13 protein-coding genes are annotated in these 18995 nt (G+C 69.5%); 3 read left to right on the forward strand and 10 right to left on the reverse strand.

Features of this window, described 5'->3' with window-relative positions:
• Positions 1-2: 2 nt before the first annotated feature.
• Complete coding sequence (locus ABIE04_RS13830) at positions 3-3428, reverse strand: glycosyltransferase (RefSeq protein WP_354551283.1); 3426 nt, start codon at positions 3426-3428, stop codon at positions 3-5.
• A gap of 161 nt (positions 3429-3589) precedes the next feature.
• Entirely contained in the window at positions 3590-5029 is a 1440-nt protein-coding gene (locus ABIE04_RS13835; protein ID WP_354551285.1) for a phospholipase, read from the reverse strand.
• A gap of 137 nt (positions 5030-5166) precedes the next feature.
• Between ABIE04_RS13835 and ABIE04_RS13840 the strand changes: the two genes are divergently transcribed.
• Positions 5167-5907, forward strand: coding sequence for a YdcF family protein (locus ABIE04_RS13840; protein ID WP_436410390.1), 741 nt, complete (start codon positions 5167-5169; stop codon positions 5905-5907).
• Between the two features lie 106 nt (positions 5908-6013).
• On the opposite strand, the gene ABIE04_RS13845 is transcribed toward ABIE04_RS13840, so the two are convergent.
• Positions 6014-7075, reverse strand: a complete 1062-nt coding sequence (locus ABIE04_RS13845) for an NAD(P)-dependent alcohol dehydrogenase (RefSeq protein ID WP_354551289.1) — start codon at positions 7073-7075, stop codon at positions 6014-6016.
• A 175-nt stretch (positions 7076-7250) separates the two neighbouring features.
• Here ABIE04_RS13845 and ABIE04_RS13850 point away from each other — a divergent pair, with 175 nt between their 5' ends.
• Entirely contained in the window at positions 7251-8204 is a 954-nt protein-coding gene (locus ABIE04_RS13850; protein ID WP_354551291.1) for an AraC family transcriptional regulator, read from the forward strand.
• Between the two features lie 16 nt (positions 8205-8220).
• Here the strand turns inward: ABIE04_RS13850 and ABIE04_RS13855 are convergent, their stop codons facing one another.
• The 4 genes from ABIE04_RS13855 to ABIE04_RS13870 all read right to left on the reverse strand — a co-directional run bounded on the left by ABIE04_RS13855 (position 8221) and on the right by ABIE04_RS13870 (position 14299).
• Positions 8221-9651, reverse strand: a complete 1431-nt coding sequence (locus tag ABIE04_RS13855; protein ID WP_354551293.1) for an aldehyde dehydrogenase family protein — start codon at positions 9649-9651, stop codon at positions 8221-8223.
• A 13-nt stretch (positions 9652-9664) separates the two neighbouring features.
• Entirely contained in the window at positions 9665-11308 is a 1644-nt protein-coding gene (locus ABIE04_RS13860) for an acetolactate synthase large subunit (RefSeq protein ID WP_354551296.1), read from the reverse strand.
• Between the two features lie 66 nt (positions 11309-11374).
• Positions 11375-12724, reverse strand: a complete 1350-nt coding sequence (xseA, locus tag ABIE04_RS13865; RefSeq protein ID WP_354551298.1) for an exodeoxyribonuclease VII large subunit — start codon at positions 12722-12724, stop codon at positions 11375-11377.
• 108 nt (positions 12725-12832) lie between these two features.
• A complete protein-coding gene (locus tag ABIE04_RS13870; protein WP_354551301.1) occupies positions 12833-14299 on the reverse strand; it encodes a phospholipase D-like domain-containing protein in 1467 nt (488 codons plus the stop codon).
• 54 nt (positions 14300-14353) lie between these two features.
• On the opposite strand from ABIE04_RS13870, the gene ABIE04_RS13875 reads away from it, so the two are divergent.
• The gene (locus tag ABIE04_RS13875) at positions 14354-16309 is read left to right on the forward strand and encodes an acetyl-CoA hydrolase/transferase C-terminal domain-containing protein (RefSeq protein ID WP_354551303.1); all 1956 of its coding nucleotides are present in this window, start codon (positions 14354-14356) and stop codon (positions 16307-16309) included.
• A 14-nt stretch (positions 16310-16323) separates the two neighbouring features.
• Here ABIE04_RS13875 and ccoS read toward each other — a convergent pair whose 3' ends face one another.
• The 3 genes from ccoS to ABIE04_RS13890 are packed head-to-tail and all read right to left on the reverse strand — an operon-like array spanning position 16324 to position 18994.
• Entirely contained in the window at positions 16324-16518 is a 195-nt protein-coding gene (ccoS, locus tag ABIE04_RS13880; protein ID WP_354551305.1) for a cbb3-type cytochrome oxidase assembly protein CcoS, read from the reverse strand.
• Entirely contained in the window at positions 16515-18776 is a 2262-nt protein-coding gene (locus ABIE04_RS13885; RefSeq protein ID WP_354551308.1) for a heavy metal translocating P-type ATPase, read from the reverse strand. The genes ccoS and ABIE04_RS13885 overlap by 4 nt, the downstream gene beginning before the upstream one ends.
• Positions 18773-18994, reverse strand: coding sequence for a hypothetical protein (locus ABIE04_RS13890; RefSeq protein WP_354551311.1), 222 nt, complete (start codon positions 18992-18994; stop codon positions 18773-18775). The genes ABIE04_RS13885 and ABIE04_RS13890 overlap by 4 nt, the downstream gene beginning before the upstream one ends.
• Position 18995: the final 1 nt, after the last annotated feature.

The following is an 18995-nucleotide window of genomic DNA, read 5'->3' on the forward strand; positions in this document are numbered from 1 at the left end:
GCTCACGATTTCAATTCCTCGCTGGTGTTCACCGTCGCCTTGCGCTCCTGCTTGCCCCAGCCTACCGACGGCCCGCGGATGGCCGTCCATACCGAACGCACCACCACGTAGTACATCAGCTGGCGGTAGCCGAAGCGTTGCAGCACCAGCCACCACAGCAGGCTCCACTTTTCCTTCTTCTCCATCGCGAAGGCGAGTGCCGAGGCGCCGAGGTCGACCGCCATGAAGGCGGCGTAGAACGCCAGCATCCGCAGCAGGTTGGTGTCGTCGAACTGGCCGCGGTGCTGCAGGTAGTCGAGGCCGGTGGCGACGATCTGCCAGACCAGCACCAGGTCGACCAGCGGCGACACCACCGAGAACAGGATCTGGAACAGCCACACCTGCGGCAGCGCCACCATGCCGAGCGCGCCGTGGCGCGGGTTGAAGGTGGCGTCGCGGTGCTTCCACAGGCATTGCAAGGTGCCGTAGGCCCAGCGGAAGCGCTGGCGGGCGAGGCCGCGGGCGGTGTCGGGTGCTTCGGTCCAGGCGATCGCCTCCGCGTCGAACAGGGTGTGGTAGCCGGCTTTCTGCACGGCGATGGTGAGGTCCTGGTCTTCCGCCAGCGTGTCGGACGGGAAGCCGCCGAGCTGTTCCAGCGCTTCGCGCCGCCAGGCGCCGACGGCACCGGGCACCACGGTGATCGCGCCCAGCGCGGCCAGCGCGCGGCGCTCGAGGTTTTGCGCGGTGATGTATTCCAGCGCCTGCCACAAGGTGATCAGGTTGATGCGGTTGCCGACCTTGGCGTTGCCGGCCACGGCGCCGACCTTCGGGTCGGCGAACCAGCGCACCAGCCGCGGGATGGTGTCCCGTTCGAACTGGGTGTCGGCGTCCAGCGCCACCACCACCGCGCCGTTCGACTCGCGCAGCGCGGTATTGACCGCATGCGCCTTGCCGCCGTTGGGGATGGTGAGCAGCCGCACGCGCGGCTCGTGCGCGTAGTGCTGGCGCACCACCGCCGAGGTGGCGTCGACCGAGCCGTCGTCGACGACGATGATTTCGAGGTTCGCGTAGCGGCTTCTGAGGATGTGGCGGATCGAACTGGCGATCACCTTCTCCTCGTTGTAGGCGGGGATCAGCACCGAAACCAGCGGCGGATCGTCCGGCAACGTCGGCATCGTGCGCCGGCGTTCCTGCACCCGGTTGAACAGGGCGAGGCCGCCGAGCAGCAGCAGCCGGGCCACGCCCAGCGTGATGGCCGCGGTCAGCAGCCAGCGGATGAAGTGGCCGAACCAGCCCAGCGCGAGGAAGACCGAGCGGTCGGCCCATTGCGACAGCGAACCGGGCGCCAGTGGCGGCATCGCCTGTTCGCGGCTGAGGCCGGCCAGCGTCGAGACGGTGACGAAGTCGTAGCCCCGCGCGCGCAGGCCGTCGATGATGCGCGGCAGCGCCGCGATCGTCTGCGAGCGTTCGCCGCCGGCATCGTGCAGCAGCACCACCTGGCCCGTACGCTCCGGGTTGCTGGCGGCGACCTGGGTCAGCACGTTGTCGACGATTCTGTCCACGCCGGGCCGTTGCCAGTCTTCTGCATCGATGTGCAGGCCGACCGAGATGTAGCCCATCCTCTGCGCGATCCCGATCGGCACCAGCTCGTCGGCGGTGGTCGGCTCGGCATCGCCGAAGTAGGGTGCGCGGAACAGCCGCATCGAGCGGCCGGTAAGCGCCTCGAACAGGCGCTGGGTGGCGTTGAGCTCCAGCGACACGATGCCGGGCGGACTGTCGCCGAGGTTGGGGTGGGTGAAGGTGTGGTTGCCGACGTCGTGGCCTTCGGCGACTTCCCGCTGCACCAGCTTGGGCGACATCTCGGCGTTCGCGCCGACGATGAAGAACGTGGCCGGCACGTGCTTGGCCTTGAGGATGTCGAGGATCTGCGGCGTCCACTCCGGATCGGGGCCGTCGTCGAAGGTCAGCGCGATCTTGTGTGGCAGGGTGCCAGCGCGCTGGATCACGTAGGAGCTGGGCAGGGCGGTATAGCTTTCGTCATCGATGCTGCCGTCGTCCTTGTCCAACTCGACGGTGCGCGCACCGGGCGATGGCTCGGCGGTGATTTCGAGCACCTCGCCCTGGCCTTCGATATCGATGTCCTGGCCCTGGCCGATCGTGCGCAACTGGTCCGGTGCTGCCGCACCGTAGTTGCGGCCGAGCACCGACCAGATCGATGGGTCTTCCGAGCCCAGCCGCCACAACGCGTAGCCGTAGGGCTTGTAGTCGTCGGCGGCGTGGATCTGGTTGTACGCCGTGGCGCCGTCGAGGAACCAGACCTGGTGCGTGCTGCCGTCGTCCTCGCTGTAGGAGAAGTGCGGGTTCTGCGTGTCCGGGTCGAACGCGATGTCGGCCTGCGCGTCGTTCGCGCGGTCCATCGCGTCCTGGAAGGTCAGCGTCTCGGCATTCTGTCCGTGCGACCAGTCGTAACCGTAGCTGCCGATCGCCACGATGACCTGGTCCGGGTCGAGCACCTTCATGCGCTTGTCGAGCGTGCTTTCGAACCAGTCCTGGCTGGCGATGCTGCCGGCGTCCTTGCCGGCCCAGTGCTGGTCGTAGGCCATCAGCAACTCGAAGTCGACGATGTCGGCATAACCGGCGTAGTCCCAGTCGGCATCGTCGAACGGCACCGACAGCACGATGCCCCAGCCGTGCGGATCGAATGCATCGTTGAGTTCGGACAGAAAGGCCTTGAGGTCCGGTTGCGCGCTCGCGGGGATTTCCTCGAAGTCGATCGTCACGCCCTGGAAGTGATTGGCGGAAAGGAAGGCGACGATCTGCGCGATGCGTGCCTGCCGCATCGCGGGGGCGGCCAGCATGCGTGCCAGGCCCGCTCCGTCCCAGGCGCCGTTCGCCGCGTTCTGCAGCAGCGGCAGGATCGGCGTGGAGGGTTTCTGCGTGCGGATCAGGTTCAGCGCCTTGGCATCGACGCTGGTGTGCAGCGCCATGTCGGGACCGCTCACGCTCATCCAGGTCGGGATCACCCAGTCCAGCGTGGGCAGCGCGCGCTTCAGCGACGGGTAGCTGCTGTCGTCCCAGTTGACGTAGAAGCCGATCGCCAGCGGCCGGCCGGCCGGCTTGTCCAGCGACGGCGGCGGCGTGTGCAACGCCGCTGCCTTGCTGGCGTGCGTGCGCGGCGAGTGCAGCAGCTTCTGTCGCGCGCGCACTTCCGCGGCCAACCTTGCTGCCGGCTTCAGCAGTTCCGGCGCGGCGGCCTTCACGTTGGCCAGCGCGTGCCGTGTCCGGCCGTGTTCGCCGATGTGCAGGCCGGCCATGCTGGGCCACACGAACAGGCTGGCCGCACATGCCACCACGAACAGCGTGCTGATCACCGCGGCGGCCAGCGCCAGTCGCGAGACACGGCTGGCCCGCCGGCCGGTGGGGTCGAAGAAGATCGGTTTCTTTTGCATGCGAGGGTCGGGTTGGCGAACGCCACCGTGGGTGGTTCTGCGTGGATCCCGGAGCTGCCGTGGGCTGGCGCGGCACCCGGGGATGCGCAGTATCGCCGATCCGGGTCTCGCCACGCAGCGGGCCGGCTGGGCCGGTCAGCTTGCGTTGCCCATTTACCGGGTCAGCCGATCACGGGACCCGCCACCGGCCTGCTGAAATCCTGCGGCGTCAGCGTCTGGGTCAGGCGGAACACGCCTTCGTGGATCTTGCGCGGCAGCACCACGTCGAGCACGGTGGTCTGGTGCGGACCGAGCATGGCGAACAGGTCGTCGCCGGCGGCGCTTCTGGCCAGCGCGTGGTGCACCAGGCCGCCGAGGTCCACCGGCTGCACGCTGGCGCCGTAGGGGCGATGGCTGGCGACGGCGGCGCGCAGCGTCTTGCGGCTGTTGCGCGGGTCGGCCACGCGGTCGTCGCCGGCGAGCAGGCTGTGGTCGAGGAACAGCGAGATGGTGGTGCGCTGCTTCGAATTGGCCTGGCGGTCGAGCAGGAAGCCGGCCGGCAGCAGGTCGGGACTGGCCTGCGCGCCGGCGGTGAACAGGAAACCGGCGCCGGTCAGCGGTTCGCCCGCCTCGTCGGTGAGCCGCACGATCAGCAGGCTGCGCGGGTCGTGGATGTGCACGCGCGGGGAGAACGGGCCGGCCGGCTCCAGTTCCACCTTGTCGGCGTCGCGCGCGGCGTTCTCGTGCTCGAAGGCGTCGCACAGGCTCTCGTAGTCGTCGATGCTGCGCACCTGCAGGCAGCGCAGGATCGCCTGCACGGTAGCCGGCGCGGCACTGGCCATGATGCCGCGCTCCTCGCCGGAATGGGCCGCGTCGGCGATCAGCTTGAACGCGCAGCGCGGGCTCCGGTTCAAGTTGAGCGTCAGCGTATCGGTGTCGCCGCGGGCATTGGCCTGCGGCGACAGCACGGCATGATGGGCGTTGAGGTTGGCGGCGGCGATGCGCACCACGCCGTCGGAACCGTCCTCTCCGGTGTAGCTGTTGAGGTGGTCGTACAGCTTGCGGTCGGGGCGATCGCCGGTCAGCACGAACAGGAATTGCCCGCGCTTCACCGGGTCGTCGCTGTGGATGTAGTCGAGGTTGAGCGACAGCGATTCGGCGCTGCCCAGCTCCAGCCAGTCGAGGATGCGCTGCCCGGGCTCCACGCCGCCGAACCATGCCTTGAGCCGGCCGAGCAGGCCCTTGCCGAGTTGCGCCAGCGCCGAGCCGAAGTTCGCCGGCGCCAGCATCACCAGGTGGCTGAGCCTGATCGTGCTGTGCGTGGCTGGCTTGTCGCGTTGGGCGCGCAACCATTCGCGTACTACCGGGCCGCCGGTGGAGTGGGTGATGCAGGCGAAGCTGGCGTCGAGCAGGTGCAGGTCGCGCAGCGCGTGGTCGAACGCGCGCACCAGGTCGGGCATGGTCACCGCGTCGTCGAAGCTCACGTATTCGGACAGCCAGATGTCGGCCAGGGTCAGCGCGAGGCCGGCGGCGGCCGCCTGCTGCTGCAGTTGCTGTGGCAGCTGGCCGTAGGTCGAGGTGTTGGTGACGCTCCAGCCGTGGACGAAGACGAGGGTGGTCATGGCTCAGCTCCCGTGCAGTGGCCCGGTCCGACGAGGGCCGCGCGGAGGGTGGCCTGGTCCGTGCGGCGCATCGGCATAATGGCACCCGCGCCCCGCCATCTCCACCGGCCTTGCCTATGACCGTGAACGTGTTGCTGATCCTGCTCGTGCTCGCCGCGGTGCTGGCGTTGTTGCAGTGGCGCCGCTGCAGCTACGCGCTGCTGGCGTCGGCGCTGGCCCTGCTGCTGGCTGCCGGTTGCGGGCCGTTGCCGATCTGGCTGCTGGCGCAGCTGCAGTCGGACCGTTCGGCGGCGGCGCCGATCGAGTGGGGCCAGCGCAACGCGATCGTGCTGCTGGGCGCCGGCACGGTGCGTGCGGCGGGCAGCGGCGAGGTCGAGGCGAGCCTGTTTGCCTATGGGCGCATCGGCAAGGCTGCCGAGGTTTACCGCGCGTGCCGGCAGGCCGGACGCGAATGCAAGGTCGAGGTGAGCGGCGGCGATGCGCTCGGACTTGGCCGGCCGGAGGCGGCGGTCTACGCCGCCGACCTGCAACGGCTCGGCGTGGATGCCGCCGACCTGCTGCTGGAGCCGCGCAGCATGAATACCTGGCAGAACGCGCAGTTCAGCGGCCCGCTGCTGAAGGCCTACGCTGCCGATCGCGTGCTGCTGGTGTCGTCCGCCTACCACCTGCGCCGCGGCGTGCTGTACTTCGCGCACTTCGGCATCCCTGTGGTGCCGGTGCCGGCCGATCACGTCGACGGCGTGCTGTCCTGGTTGCCGCTGTCGTACAACTTCGCCATGGCCGACCTGGCCCTGCACGAGTACACCGGCATAGCGCGCTATCACGTGTACAACGCGATGGGCTGGAACGTGCAGGCCACGAAGCCTGGCGCATGGTAGGGACAGCGCGCCGCCCACAGGGACTTTCTCCGGCGTGCGCGCTGCCCGTCGCCACATCAACCAAAGAACAATGGCGCGCGGGATGCTCCTGCGCGCATCGGCGGGCTCAGGCCGGCTTGTCGAGCGAGGCCAGGTCGATCACGAAGCGGTAGCGCACGTCGCTCTTGAGCATCCGTTCGTAGGCCTGGTTGATGTCCTGGATGTCGATCATCTCGATGTCGCTGCTGATGCCGTGCTCGGCACAGAAATCCAGCATCTCCTGCGTCTCGGCGATGCCGCCGATGGCCGAGCCGGTGACCGTGCGGCGGCCGGAAATCACCGCACCGGCGCTCACCGGCGGATCCAGCGGCTGCAACTGGCCGACCAGGCAATGCACGCCGTCGAGCACCAGCGTCGCGAGGTAGGGATTGAGGTCGTGCGGGTTCGGCACGGTGTCCAGGATGAAGTCGAACCGGCCGGCCACCGCCTTCATCTGTGCAGGATCGGTCGACAGCACCACATGATCCGCACCAAGCCGGCGCGCCTCGCTTTCCTTGCCCGGCGAGCGGGTGAACAGCGTGACGTCCGCGCCCAGCGCCTTGGCGAACTTCAGGCCCATGTGACCGAGGCCGCCGAGGCCGACCACCGCCACCTTGCTGCCCTTGCCGATCTTCCAGTGGCGCAGCGGCGACCAGGTAGTGATGCCGGCGCACAGCAGGGGCGCGGCGGATTTCGGGTCGAGCTTGTCGGAGATGGTCACCACGAACTTGTCCGAGACCACGATGCGCTCGGAATAGCCGCCGAAGGTCGGCAGGCCGTCGCGGCGGTCGGTGCCGTTGTAGGTCCAGCTGGCGCCTTCGAGGCAGTACTGCTCAAGGCCTTGCGCGCAGGAGCTGCAGTGCTGGCACGAGTCGACCATGCAGCCGACGCCGACCATGTCGCCGACCTTGAACTTGCCCACCTCGGCGCCGACCGCGCTGACCCGGCCGATGATCTCGTGGCCGGGCACCATCGGATAGAGGCTGTTGTGCCACTCGTTGCGGGCCTGGTGCAGGTCGGAGTGGCAGACGCCGCAGTAGAGGATGTCGATCACCACGTCGTCCGGGCGCGGGTCGCGCCGTTCGAAGGTGTGCGGCGCCACCGGCGTGGTGGCGGACTGGGCGGCGTAGCCGCGGATGCTCAGGGACATGCGTTTCTCCTTGGGGGATGGGGCGCGAGACGTCGAAGTATGCGCAGCGGAAGACGAATGCCGCTAGCCGGATCCTGCGAGATCCTTGCCCGATCCTGCAAAGTTGCCGTGGCGCACTCGCACCGGCTTGCAGGAACAGGCAATCTTGCGCTGTCCCCGTATCTTGCCGAATCCCATGAAACCAGGTTTTTCAGCCATCGAGCCGAGTGCGCGCCTGGAGCGCGATCGCGCGGAATTGGCAGCCATCATTGACCGATCCACCGGCACGGACGGCCATCACCCCACCGCCTTGCCGGCCTTGAACTTCTTCCGTGCCGGGACGCCGGGCACACAGGTGTGCACGATGTACGAGCCGGGCCTGGCGCTGGTGGCGCAGGGCGCCAAGCAGGTGCTGCTGGGCGATGAAACCTATCGCTACGACCAGGCGAACTACCTGGTCACTTCGATCGACCTGCCGGTGTCTTCACAGGTGGTCGACGCTTCGCCGGAACGGCCCTACCTGTGCGCGATGTTGCGTTTCGATGTGCGCGCCATCGCCGAGCTGCTGGCCGGTACGGACCTTCCCGCCTCATCCGCCACGACGGCCCGCGGCATCGCGGTGAGTCCGCTCAGCGAGGAACTGCTCGACACCGTGCTGCGGCTGGTGCGCCTGCTCGACACGCCCGGGGATCTGCCGGTGCTGGCGCCGCTGATCGAGCGCGAACTGCTGTATCGCCTGCTCACCAGCGAACAGGGGCCGCGGCTGCGCCACGTGGCCACGGTCGGCAGCCGCAGCCACCAGGTCTCGCACGCGATCGACTGGCTGAAGAACCACTACCACGAGCCGCTGCGCATCGACGTGCTGGCCGGTACGGTGAACATGAGTTCGTCCTCGCTGCACCACCACTTCCGCGCCATCACCGCGATGAGTCCGTTGCAGTACCAGAAACAGCTGCGCCTGCAGGAGGCCCGCCGCCTGCTGCTGGCCGGGCAGTGCGACGTGGCTTCCGCGGCGCACCGGGTGGGTTACGAGAGCCCGTCGCAGTTCAGCCGCGAGTACAGCCGGCTGTTCGGCGCACCGCCGCTGCGCGACGTGGAGCAGTTGCGGCGCGCCGGTTGCGCAGGCGAGGTGGTATCGCTGGCGGGTTGAGTCCGGCCGGAGCGGTTCAGGACTCGCGCATCACCATCAGGCGGATCTCGCTCATGTCCTCGATCGCGTAGCGCACGCCCTCGCGGCCCAGGCCGGACAGCTTCACGCCGCCGTACGGCATGTTGTCCACGCGGAAGCTGGGAATGTCGTTGACGATCACGCCGCCCTGTTCCAGTTCGTTCCACGCGCGCATCGCGTGGTCGAGGCTGTCGGTGAAAATGCCGGCCTGCAGGCCGTAGTCGGAATCGTTGACCATCGCGATCGCCTCGTCGAACTGCCGGAACGGGGCGAGCAGGGCGAACGGGCCGAACGCCTCCATGCGGTTCGCCCTGGCGTCGGCGGGCACGTCTTCCATCAGGGTGGCGTCGAGCATGTTGCCGTTGCGCTTGCCGCCGCAGAGGATCCTGCCGCCGGCCTTCTTCGCCTCCTGGATCCAGCCGTGCAGGCGCTCGGCGGCGGCCTCGTCGATCATCGGGCCGAGGAACACGCTCTTGTCTTTCGGATCGCCCGCCTTGAGCTTCTTCGTGGCGGCGACCAGCTTGCGCTTCAGCGCGTCGTAGATGTCGGCATGCGCGTAGATGCGCTGCACGCCGATGCAGCTCTGGCCGGACTGGTAGAACGCGCCGAAGATCAGCCGCTCGACCACGCGGTCGAGTTTCGGATCCTGGTCGGCGTCGACGATGCACGCCGCGTTGCCGCCCAGCTCCAGCGTCACCTTCTTGTGGCCGGCACGGGCCTTCAGGTCCCAGCCAATCTGCCCGCCGGTGAACGAGAGCAGCTTGAAGCGCGGGTCCTCGATCAGTGGCGCGGCATGTGCGCCGTCCAGGGTGAGGATCGAGAACGCGCCTTTCGGCAGGTCGGTCTCGGCCAGGACCTCGCCGATGATCAGCGCGCCGATCGGGGTCTTCTCCGACGGCTTCAACACGAACGGGCAGCCGGCGGCGATCGCCGGCGCCACCTTGTGCGCAACCAGGTTCAGCGGAAAGTTGAACGGCGTGATGAACGACACCGGTCCCAGCGGCACGCGTTTCGTGTAACCGTGGTAGCCGTCCAGACGGCTGGCCAGTTCCAGGTTGATCGTTTCACCGTTGATGCGCACGGCCTCCTCGGCGGCGATGCGGAAGGTCTCGATCAGCCGGGTCACCTCGCCGGCCGCATCCTTGATCGGCTTGCCGGCCTCGATGCACAGCGCCTCGGCCAGTTCGTCGCGGCGCTCGGCGAAGCGCTGCGCGCAATGCTGCAGCACTGCCTGGCGCGCCCACGGCTTGTACTCGCGCATCGGCTTCGCCGCCTTCACCGCGGCGGCGATCGCCTTTTCGGTGGCCTTCGCGTCCGGCACGGCGACGCGGGTGGCGAGCTGGCCGCTGTACTTGTCGCGCACGTCGAGCATGTCCTTCGACGTCTGCGGCTGGTTGGCGAGGTAGTAGGGGTAGGTCTTGGCGAGCATGGGAATCTCCGGGTCAGACGGCCGCGCTCAGTCGACGGATTTCCTCGTCGAGGATGCGGTGGTTGTCGCTGTAGTCGATGGCAAGGTCGATCAGGTGCACGCCGCCTTGCGCATAGGCGCGCTGCAGGGCCGGCAGGAACTCGTCGGCGCTGGCCGGGCGGTGGCCGTACGCGCCGTGTGCCTGGGCGAACAGCACGAAATCGGGATTGCCGAACTGCATGCCGTAGTCGGCGTAGCCCATCTCGGCCTGCTTCCAGCGGATCATGCCGTAGGCGTCGTCGCGCAGCAGCAGGATCACCAGGTCGAGCTTGAGCCGCACCGCCGTCTCCAGCTCCTGCGCATTCATCATGAAGCCGCCGTCGCCGCAGATCGCCAGCACCTTGCGCTGCGGGTAGACCATCTTCGCCGCCATCGCCGAGGGCAGGCCGGCACCCATCGTCGCCAGCGCGTTGTCCAGCAGCACCGTGTTCGGCTGGCGCGCGCGGTAGTAGCGGGCGTACCACAGTTTGTACATGCCGTTGTCCAGGCACAGCACGCCGTCGTCCGGCATGAAGCGGCGGGTGTCGGCGACGATGCGCGCCGGGTGCATCGGAAAGCGTTCGTCGTCCGCGTGCTCCTTCAGCTGCTCGTGGAAGGCCTGGCGTACCTTGTCGAACCAGGCGAAGTCCCAGTGCGGTTGCGGCTCCAGCGCGTCGGTGAGCCGTTCGACCGTATGCGCGATGTCGCCGACCACCTCGATCTGCGGGAAGTACACCGTGTCCACCTCGGCCGAGGCGAAGTTGATGTGGATCACCGTGCGCCGGCCTTTCTGCATGAAGAACGGCGGTTTCTCCACCACGTCGTGGCCGACATTGACGATCACGTCGGCGGCGTCGATCGCGCGATGCACGAAGTCGCCGTCGGACAGCGCGGCGTTGCCCAGCCACAGCGGATGGTCCTCGTCGACCACGCCCTTGCCCATCTGGGTGGTGAAGAACGGCAGGCCCAGCTTGTCGATGAACGCGCGCAACGCCACCGCCGTGCGCTGCCGGTTGGCAGCGGCGCCGATCATCAGGATGGGTTTTCTCGCGTTGCCGATCGCCTCGGCCGCCTGCACCAGCGCAGCATCGTCCGGTGACGGTCGCCGCGCGTATTCGGTGGGCAGCAGAATCGCGTCTTCGACCTCGTCGCGGGCGATGTCCTCCGGCAGTTCCAGATGCACCGCGCCGGGACGTTCTTCCTCGGCGCGGCGGAACGCCTCGCGCACTCGCGCCGGGATCGTCGGTGCGGAAACCAGCTGGCGCGTGTACTTGGTCAGCGGCTGCATCATGTCGACCACGTCGACCAGCTGGAACAGGCCCTGCTTGTGCGTGCGGATCGGTTTCTGGCCGGTGATCATCAGCATCGGCATGGCACCGAGCTGGGCGTAGGCCGCCGCGGTGACCAGGTTGGTGGCGCCGGGCCCGAGCGTGGCCAGCGCCACGCCGGCCTCGCCGGTCAGCCGGCCCCAGGTCGCGGCCATGAAGCCGGCGGCCTGTTCGTGGCGGGTCACGATCAGCCGGATCGAGGATTCGCGCAGCGCTTCCACCAGGTCGAGGTTTTCCTCGCCGGGCACGCCGAAGATGCAATGCACGCCCTCGGCTTCGAGGGCCTTCACGAACAACGCCGCCGCCTTCATGCATCGCCTCCGTGGGAGAGCGTGAAGGATGCGTGCCGCAACGTTCAGTTTGCGTGAGCGGCGCGGTCAGTCGTCGCTGACCCGCAGCGGCAGTTCGCCGTCGGCGAGGCGTGCACGCAGGCGCGTATCCACGGCGATACCCCGGGCCGAGCGCAACACCTGGCCATCCGCGTCGAACAGGATCGCGTAGCCGCGCTCGAGCGTGGCCAGCGGGCTGACCGCGTGCAGCGCGTGGCCGACATGGCGCAGCGTCGTCTGCCGGCGTTCGAGGAGGTGCGTGATCGCGCGGCGCAGGCGCTGATCCTGTTCGAGCAGCCGGCGTGCCAGCAGCGGCAGCCGCGCGCGCGGATGCTGGGCCAGCAGGCGCGCGTGCAGGCGCTCCAGTCGCGTGTGGCGCCGCTGGCCTTGTTCGCGCAGCACGACGGCCAGGCGGCGTTGCAGGTGCTGCAGCCGTTCGCGGTCGCGCTGCAACCGGGCTTGTGGCCGTTGCGCCTGCAGTCGCGCCAGCAAGTGGTCGACGCGTTGCGACCGCGCCTGCAGCTGGCGTTGCTGCAAGGTGGCCAGGCGCTGCTGCAGTTGCCGCAGGTGGCGACCGACCGCCACCGCGTCGGGCACCAGCAATTCGGCGGCGGCCGACGGCGTGGGCGCGCGCAGGTCGGCGACGAAGTCGGCGATGCTGAAGTCGATCTCGTGGCCGACCGCGGAAACCACCGGCACCGCGCTGGCGTGGATCGCCCGCGCCACCGCTTCCTCGTTGAATGCCCACAGGTCTTCCAGCGAGCCGCCGCCGCGGGTCAGCAGCAGCACGTCGTAGCGTGCGCTGGCCGATGCCCTGCGCAGCATCGCCACGATCGCCGGCGGCGCCTCGCGGCCCTGCACCGGCACGGGCAATACCTCGACGTCGGCCAGCGGCCAGCGCCGCGCCAGCACGCTGAGCACGTCGCGGATCGCCGCGCCGGTGGCGGAGGTGATCACGCCGATGCGCCGCGCGTAGGTGGGCAGGGCGCGCTTGCGCGCCGGGTCGAACAGGCCTTCGGCGTCGAGCCGGGCCTTGAGTTGCTCGAATTCGCGTTGCAGCGCGCCTTCGCCGGCCGGTTCCATGTATTCGGCGACCAGCTGGAACTCGCCGCGCGGTTCGTACAGGCCGACCTTGGCGCGCAGCAGCACCTGCATGCCGTCGACCGGGCGGAAGCGCAGCATGGAGGCCTTCATCTTGAACATCGCGCAGCGCACCTGGGCGCCGCTGTCCTTCAGGGTGAAGTACAGATGCCCCGAAGCGGGCTTGGTCACGTTCGACAGCTCGCCCTCGATCCACACCTGCGGCAAGGCATCGCCCAGCAGGTCGCGCACCAGCCGGTTGAGCAGGCTGGGGGTGAGGACGTGACGTGGCGTGGCGTTGTCGAACGGCTCTGGCATAGGGGCGAGAGCCTAGCATGCGGGCAGTATCAAGTTGTGAGAAAACATCCGCTTGAGGCCGGAAGCGCATGAAAGTTATCAAGTGACGAAAGCCGTGCGCTGGCCTCTTCAGTCGTCACCGGCGTCACGCAGTTCGCGCCAGCGGCGTTTGCGCATTCGCCAGCTGCGGATGCCCAGGTTCAACGCGAACCAGGCGGCGATGGCGCCGAACGGCCAGCCGATCCACGCCGGCCACACGAACGCGACCACCGCCAGCGCGGCGAGCGTCACGGTACCGGTCACCAGCGGACCGCTGCTGGTGTCGCCGAGCACGCGGCGGTTGCTCAGCGCGGCACCGACGCTGTTGGCGATACGCAAGGCGCCGGCGGCCGCGCGGCCGGAGCTGCCGCCGGCGTGGCGCACCCGCGGCGGCCGCGTTTCGCTGCTGCGCACTTTTTCGCGGCTGCCGTTGCCGTGCCGACGGCGACGCGAGGCCAGCACGATCTCGGTGGCGTTGCCCAGGTCCTTTTCGTATTGCGCGGCGAGCTGGCCGGCGAAGCCGGCGTCCTCGACCGCCACGTCAAGTTCGCGGTTGCCGAGCCAGCTGGCGATGTTGAGGTTGGACGAACCGACCCGCGCCCACTGGCCGTCGGCCACCGCGGTCTTCGCGTGCAGCATCGAACCGTTCCATTCGAAGACGCGGATGCCGGCTTTCAGCAAGGGCCGGTAACCCGAACGCGACAGGCCGGCCACGATCGGGATGTCGCTGCTGCCGGGCACCAGCAGGCGCACGTCCACGCCGTCGCGCGCGGCCGCCACCAGCGCCTGCACGTACGGCGCGAGGCCCACGAAGTAGGCGTCGGTGAGCCACAGCGTCTTGCGCGCCATCGCGGCGATCAACTGGTCGAGCCGGTACATGCCGGCGGTGGCCGGTTGGGTGGCGATCAGCCGCAGCGCCACGTCGCCGGCCGGCGCGACTGGTTCCGGCATGGCCGAAAACGGCCGCAGCGCGGCACCGGTCTCGCTCCAGCTTTGCGCGAATGCGGCTTCCAGCTCGGCCACCGCCGGGCCGCGCAGCGCTACGCCGGTGTCGCGCCAGGGCGGTACGTCGCGCGTCGGGTCGCCCAGCCATTTCGCGCTGATGCACACGCCGGACAGGAAGCCGAGGCTGCCGTCGACCACCAGCAGCTTGCGGTGGTCGCGGCTGATCCAGCCGAATGGCTGGCCCAGTTGCGGCGGATTGAATACCCGCACCTCGCCGCCGGCCGCACGCAGCGGCGCCCAGAACGCGCCGCGCGACTGGCCGAGACAGCCGACCCAGTCGGCCACCACCGCGACGAACACGCCCGCCTGCGCACGTTCGACCAGGGCATCACGGAAGGCGCGGCCCACTTCGTCGTCGCGGATGATGTAGTTCTCCAGCAGCACGCGCCGCCGCGCACCGCGGATCGCCGCCAGCCAGGCGGCGTAGTGCGCGGCCGCGTCGATCAGCAGTTCCACCGCGTTGCCGTTGAGCAGCGGGGCGCCCGCGGCGCGGCTCAGGGCCTGTTCCGCCAGCAGGCGGCTGGGGGTGGTCGGGATCAATGGCGTAGGCATCAGTCGAGTGTAGGCGATGGCCTGTGCGCACGCCGTCATCCCGGGGCTTCTGGCATGATCCGGCGCATGCTGATCGAGCGCCGTTACACCGACACCGATGCCTGCGCGCGCCACCTTGCCTACGAGCTGGGGCCCGACCTGCGCATCGCCGCGCCGCTGGGTCTGGGCAAACCGCACGGGTTGCTCAACGCGCTGTATCGGCTGGTCGCCGCCGACAGCGGGCGTTCGATGCGGCTGTATACCGCGCTGTCGCTGACCCGGCCGCAACCGGCGCCGGGGCTGGAACAACGCTTCCTCGGGCCGTTCCTCGAGCGCCACTTCGGTGCCGATGCGGTCGACCCGCAGTACGCGCTGGACCAGGCGCGCGACGCGCTGCCCGCGAACGTCGAGGTGCACGAGTTCTACCTGCAGTCCGGCGCGCTGCTGCGTTCGGCCAGCGCCCAGCGCAGCTACATCAGCCAGAACTACACCCACGTCGCGCGCGACCTCGCGGTGCAGGACATCAACCTGCTGGTGCAACTGGTGGCGCGCCGCGAGGGACCGGACGGCGTGCACTACAGCCTGTCGTGCAACCCCGATCTGACCCTGGATTTCCTGCGCCAGGTGCAGTCGGCCGGCAGGCAGCGGCCGATATGCGTGGCGGTGGTCCACCCGGACCTGCCGTACCTGGGCGGCGATGCCGAGGTGGCGCAAGCCTATTTCGACGTGGAACTGCGCCCGGACACGTCGCCGCCGCTGTTCGCGCTGCCGCGCTCGCCGGTGGGTCTGGCCGAATACGCGCTGGGCCTGCATGCCAGCGCGCTGGTCAAGGACGGCGGCTGCCTGCAGATCGGCATCGGTGCGCTGTCCGACGCGCTGGTCAAGGCGCTGCTGCTGCGCCAGCAGGACAACACCCCATGGCGCCGCGCGCTGGTGGCGCTGGACCCGGCCGGCGCCACGCACGCACTGGCCGGCCGGTTGGGCGGCCTGGCTCCGTTCGAAACCGGCCTGTACGGCGCCAGCGAGATGGTGATGGACGGCTTCATGCACCTGCAGCGCGGCGGTGTCCTGAAACGGCGCAGCTGGGACAACCTGGCGCTGGAACGCGCGTCGGCCGCCGGCCAGTTGAACCCCGCCACGCCGGGCGGGCATTACCTGCGCGGCGCGTTCTTCCTGGGTTCGCGCGAATTGTACGAATGGCTGGACGCCACCGAAGCCGCCGATCCGGATGCGATCGACATGTGCGCGGTCTCCAACGTCAACCAGCTGTACGGCAACCACCCGTTGCTGGCGACGCTGCAGCGGCGCGGTGCGCGCTTCTTCAACACCTGCATGATGGCGACCCTGCTCGGCGCGGCGGTGTCCGACACGCTGGAGGACGGCGCCGTGGTCAGCGGCGTCGGCGGCCAGTACAACTTCGTGGCGATGGCGCACGAATTGCCGGACGGCCGCTCGGTGCTGCTGTTGCGCGCCACGCGCAATACCCGTGGCGGGATCGAGAGCAACATCCGCTGGAACTACGGCCAGACCACCATCCCGCGTCACCTGCGCGACATCGTCGTTACCGAATACGGCGTCGCCGACCTGCGCGGCAAGAGCGACAGCGAATGCATCGAGGCGATGCTGTCGATCGCCGACGCGCGCTTTCTCGATGCGCTGTGCGCGGAAGCGAAGGCCCACGGCAAGCTGGCCGCCGATTTCGCGATACCGGAAGCCTGGCGCCGCCATCATCCCGGCCACCTGCGCGAGGTATTGGCGCCGTTCCAGCACAAGGGCCTGCTGCCGAAGTTTCCGTTCGGCAGCGATTTCACCGAGGTCGAGCAGCGCCTGCTGCCGGCGCTGGAGTGGCTGAAGGCCGCCACCGGCAACTGGCGCGGCAAGCTGCGTCTGCTGCGCGCATTCTGCCGGCCCGGGAAAGCGGTGCCGGGCGAGGCCGAAGCCTTGGCGCGGATGGGGCTGGATGCGCCAACGAGGATGGCCGACCGCTTGCAACGACGCTTGCTGCAAGCCGCCTTGCGCCGGCAACCGTAGCGGCCGCGCGCGGGCTACCGCGTTGAGCGGCCAGTTTCGCCGGGCGACTCGGGGGCAGGTTCTTCCGGCGCCGGATCGTCCATCAACGGCAACACCGACGGGCTGTCCAGGTCGTCGAACTGCTGGTGGTTGACCGCCCAGAAGAACAGCCACACCGCGACGATCACCACCAGCAGGGTGACCGGAATCAGTACCAGCAGGATGTTCATGCGCGCAGCTCGCGTGGACGGGCTGCCGGACCGGAGGCGTCGGAGTGGTCGAGCGCCGCATCGCCGCCGACGCGCAGCGCGTTGACCACCACCACCAGCGAGCTCAGCGACATGCCGATGCCGGCCAGCCAGGGCGGCACGAAGCCGAGCGCGGCAAACGGTACCGCGCACAGGTTGTACAGCAAGGCCCAGCGCCGGCTCTGCGCCATCACCCGCTGCACCTGGCGGGCGACCGTGCGGGCATCGACAAGGCCGTCCAGACGTCCATCCAGCAACAGCAGGTCGGCGTGCGCCTGGGCCAGCTCGGTGCCCGACGCCAGCGCCGCGGAGACGTCCGCGCCGGCCAGTACCGGGGCATCGTTGCTGCCGTCGCCCACGGCCAGGGTGGTGTGGCCGTGGGCGCGCGCCGCCTGCAGCCGTTCGAGCTTGTCGGCGGGCGATTGCCGCGCATGCCAGTCGTCGATGCCGAGGCGGGCGGCGAGCGCGGCGACGCGGGTGGCGTCGTCGCCACTGGCGATCGTGGCGGCGATGCCGTCGCCACGCAGCGCGTCGAGCATGCGGCGGGCATCGACGCGGGGTTGTTCGTCGACATGGAATGCGGCGATCGCGCCTTGCGCATCGGCCAGCAGCAGTGCACCGGCCAGCTCGGACGAAACCGGCGGGCTGCCCGGAGCCAGCGCGAAATCGGCGCGGCCCAGACGCAGCTCGCGGCCACCGACCTCGCCGCTGATGCCGGCACCGGCATGCACCTGCACCGACTGCGCATGCAGTGGCAACGCCTGCTGGCGCGCCGCGTCGGCGAGGGCACGGGCCAGCGGGTGCGAGCTTTCGTGGGCCAGCGCGGCGGCCAGTTGCAGCACCTGTTCGACGGTATCGCCGCGCAGGGGTTCGACCGCGCGGCGGTCCAGCTGCGGCACGGTCAGCGTGCCGGTCTTGTCGAACAGCGCGTAGTCGACCCGCGCCAACGCGGTCAGCACCGCGCCATCGGTGACCAGCACGCCGCGGCCGGCCAGCACGCCGAGCGCGCGGGTCAGCGTGGCCGGGCGGGTCAGCGCGAACGCGCAGGGGCAGGCCACCACCAGCACGGCCACCGCGGCCTCAAATGCACGCGTGGGGTCGACCAGCAGCCAGCCCAGCGCGGTGAGCGCGGTGAGCACCAGCACGCGGGCGACGAAGCGGCCGATCTCGCGATCGCTGGCGGCGATCAGCGTGCGCGCCTGCCGCGCTCGGGTGGCCAAGGCGCCCAGCCGTGCCACCGTGGTGGTGGCGCCGCTGTGCTCCACGCGCAACTCGGCCGGCCCGGACAGCAGCACGCTGCCGGCAACCAGCCGCTCGCCACGCTCACGCCGCAGCGGATGCGACTCGCCCGACAGCAATGCCTCATCCACCCGCACGCCGGCGCTTTCCAGCACGCCGTCCGCCGGCACGGTGCCGCCTTCGGCGATGTGCACGCGATCGCCGGGCAGCAGGGCGATCGCGGCCACCGTTTCCAGCTCGCCATCGGCGCGGCGGCGCTGCGCCAGCAGCGGCGTGGCGTCGATGGCAGCGTCGCCGAGCGCGCCGCTGCGGTGGCGCGAACGCAGTTCCACGTAGCGCCCTCCGAGCAGCAGGAACACGAACATGGTCACCGAGTCGAAGTAGATCTCGCCGCTGCCGCACAGCGTGTTGAACGTGCTGGCCAGGAACACCAATGCCACCGCCAGCGCCACCGGCAGGTTGATGCCGAGCCGGCGCTCGCCCAGTTCGCGCACGGCGCCGCTGAAGAACGGCTGCGCCGAGTAGAACACCACCGGCAAGCTGGTCAGCAGGCCCAGCCAGCGGAACAGGTTGCGCGTGCTGAAGTCGACGAAATCGACCACGCCGATGTAGATCACGAACGCGTACGTCATCACCTGCATCGAGCACATGCCGGCGACCAGCAGGCGCTTCAGCGCGTCGTGCTGCTCGTGCGAGCGGGCGTCGTCGATGCTGTCGTGCTGCAGCGGCTGCGCCGGGCAGTTCGCGGCGGCGAAGTGGTCGAGCAGGCTGGGCAGCGAGGTGCGTTGTGCATCCCACACCACCCGCACGCGCTGCGCCGGGCGGTCGATGGCGACACGCCGCACGCCGGGCAGGGCGCGGATCCGTTGTTCCAGCCACAGCACCTGGCGCGCGTCGTTCAGCGATTCGACCCGCAAGGCGATTTCGCTGCAACCGTCGCGGCGCGGGCGCAGTACCTGCGCGGCGAGTTGCGGGTGGGCCCAGGCCGCGTAGGTGTTCATCGCGGCGGATCAGTCGACGGGTGGGGCGGCGGCCCGGCGCTGCTGCGCGCGCCGACCGGCACGCCGAACACGGTGTGCGAGGTATCCAGCGGGGTATCGGCGTGGCTGGCGCCGAGCACGATCATCCACACACAGCCGGCCAGCGAGCCCGCGAAGATGAACACGCCCAGCCACAGCACCGGCTGGCGATACCAGGCCGATGCCGTGCGGGCGGCCATG

This window comes from Rhodanobacter soli, from assembly GCF_040548735.1.
GTDB lineage: Bacteria > Pseudomonadota > Gammaproteobacteria > Xanthomonadales > Rhodanobacteraceae > Rhodanobacter > Rhodanobacter soli_A.

Coding starts and splice junctions, on each gene's coding strand:
- ABIE04_RS13870 (WP_354551301.1), bottom strand. CDS start 14,299: ATGCCTACGCCATTGATCCCGACCACCCCCAGCCGCCTGCTGGCGGAA.
- ABIE04_RS13845 (WP_354551289.1), bottom strand. CDS start 7,075: ATGTCCCTGAGCATCCGCGGCTACGCCGCCCAGTCCGCCACCACGCCG.
- ccoS (WP_354551305.1), bottom strand. CDS start 16,518: ATGAACATCCTGCTGGTACTGATTCCGGTCACCCTGCTGGTGGTGATC.
- xseA (WP_354551298.1), bottom strand. CDS start 12,724: ATGCCAGAGCCGTTCGACAACGCCACGCCACGTCACGTCCTCACCCCC.
- ABIE04_RS13835 (WP_354551285.1), bottom strand. CDS start 5,029: ATGACCACCCTCGTCTTCGTCCACGGCTGGAGCGTCACCAACACCTCG.
- ABIE04_RS13855 (WP_354551293.1), bottom strand. CDS start 9,651: ATGCTCGCCAAGACCTACCCCTACTACCTCGCCAACCAGCCGCAGACG.
- ABIE04_RS13860 (WP_354551296.1), bottom strand. CDS start 11,308: ATGAAGGCGGCGGCGTTGTTCGTGAAGGCCCTCGAAGCCGAGGGCGTG.
- ABIE04_RS13850 (WP_354551291.1), top strand. CDS start 7,251: ATGAAACCAGGTTTTTCAGCCATCGAGCCGAGTGCGCGCCTGGAGCGC.
- ABIE04_RS13875 (WP_354551303.1), top strand. CDS start 14,354: ATGATCCGGCGCATGCTGATCGAGCGCCGTTACACCGACACCGATGCC.
- ABIE04_RS13885 (WP_354551308.1), bottom strand. CDS start 18,776: ATGAACACCTACGCGGCCTGGGCCCACCCGCAACTCGCCGCGCAGGTA.
- ABIE04_RS13830 (WP_354551283.1), bottom strand. CDS start 3,428: ATGCAAAAGAAACCGATCTTCTTCGACCCCACCGGCCGGCGGGCCAGC.
- ABIE04_RS13890 (WP_354551311.1), bottom strand. CDS start 18,994: ATGGCCGCCCGCACGGCATCGGCCTGGTATCGCCAGCCGGTGCTGTGG.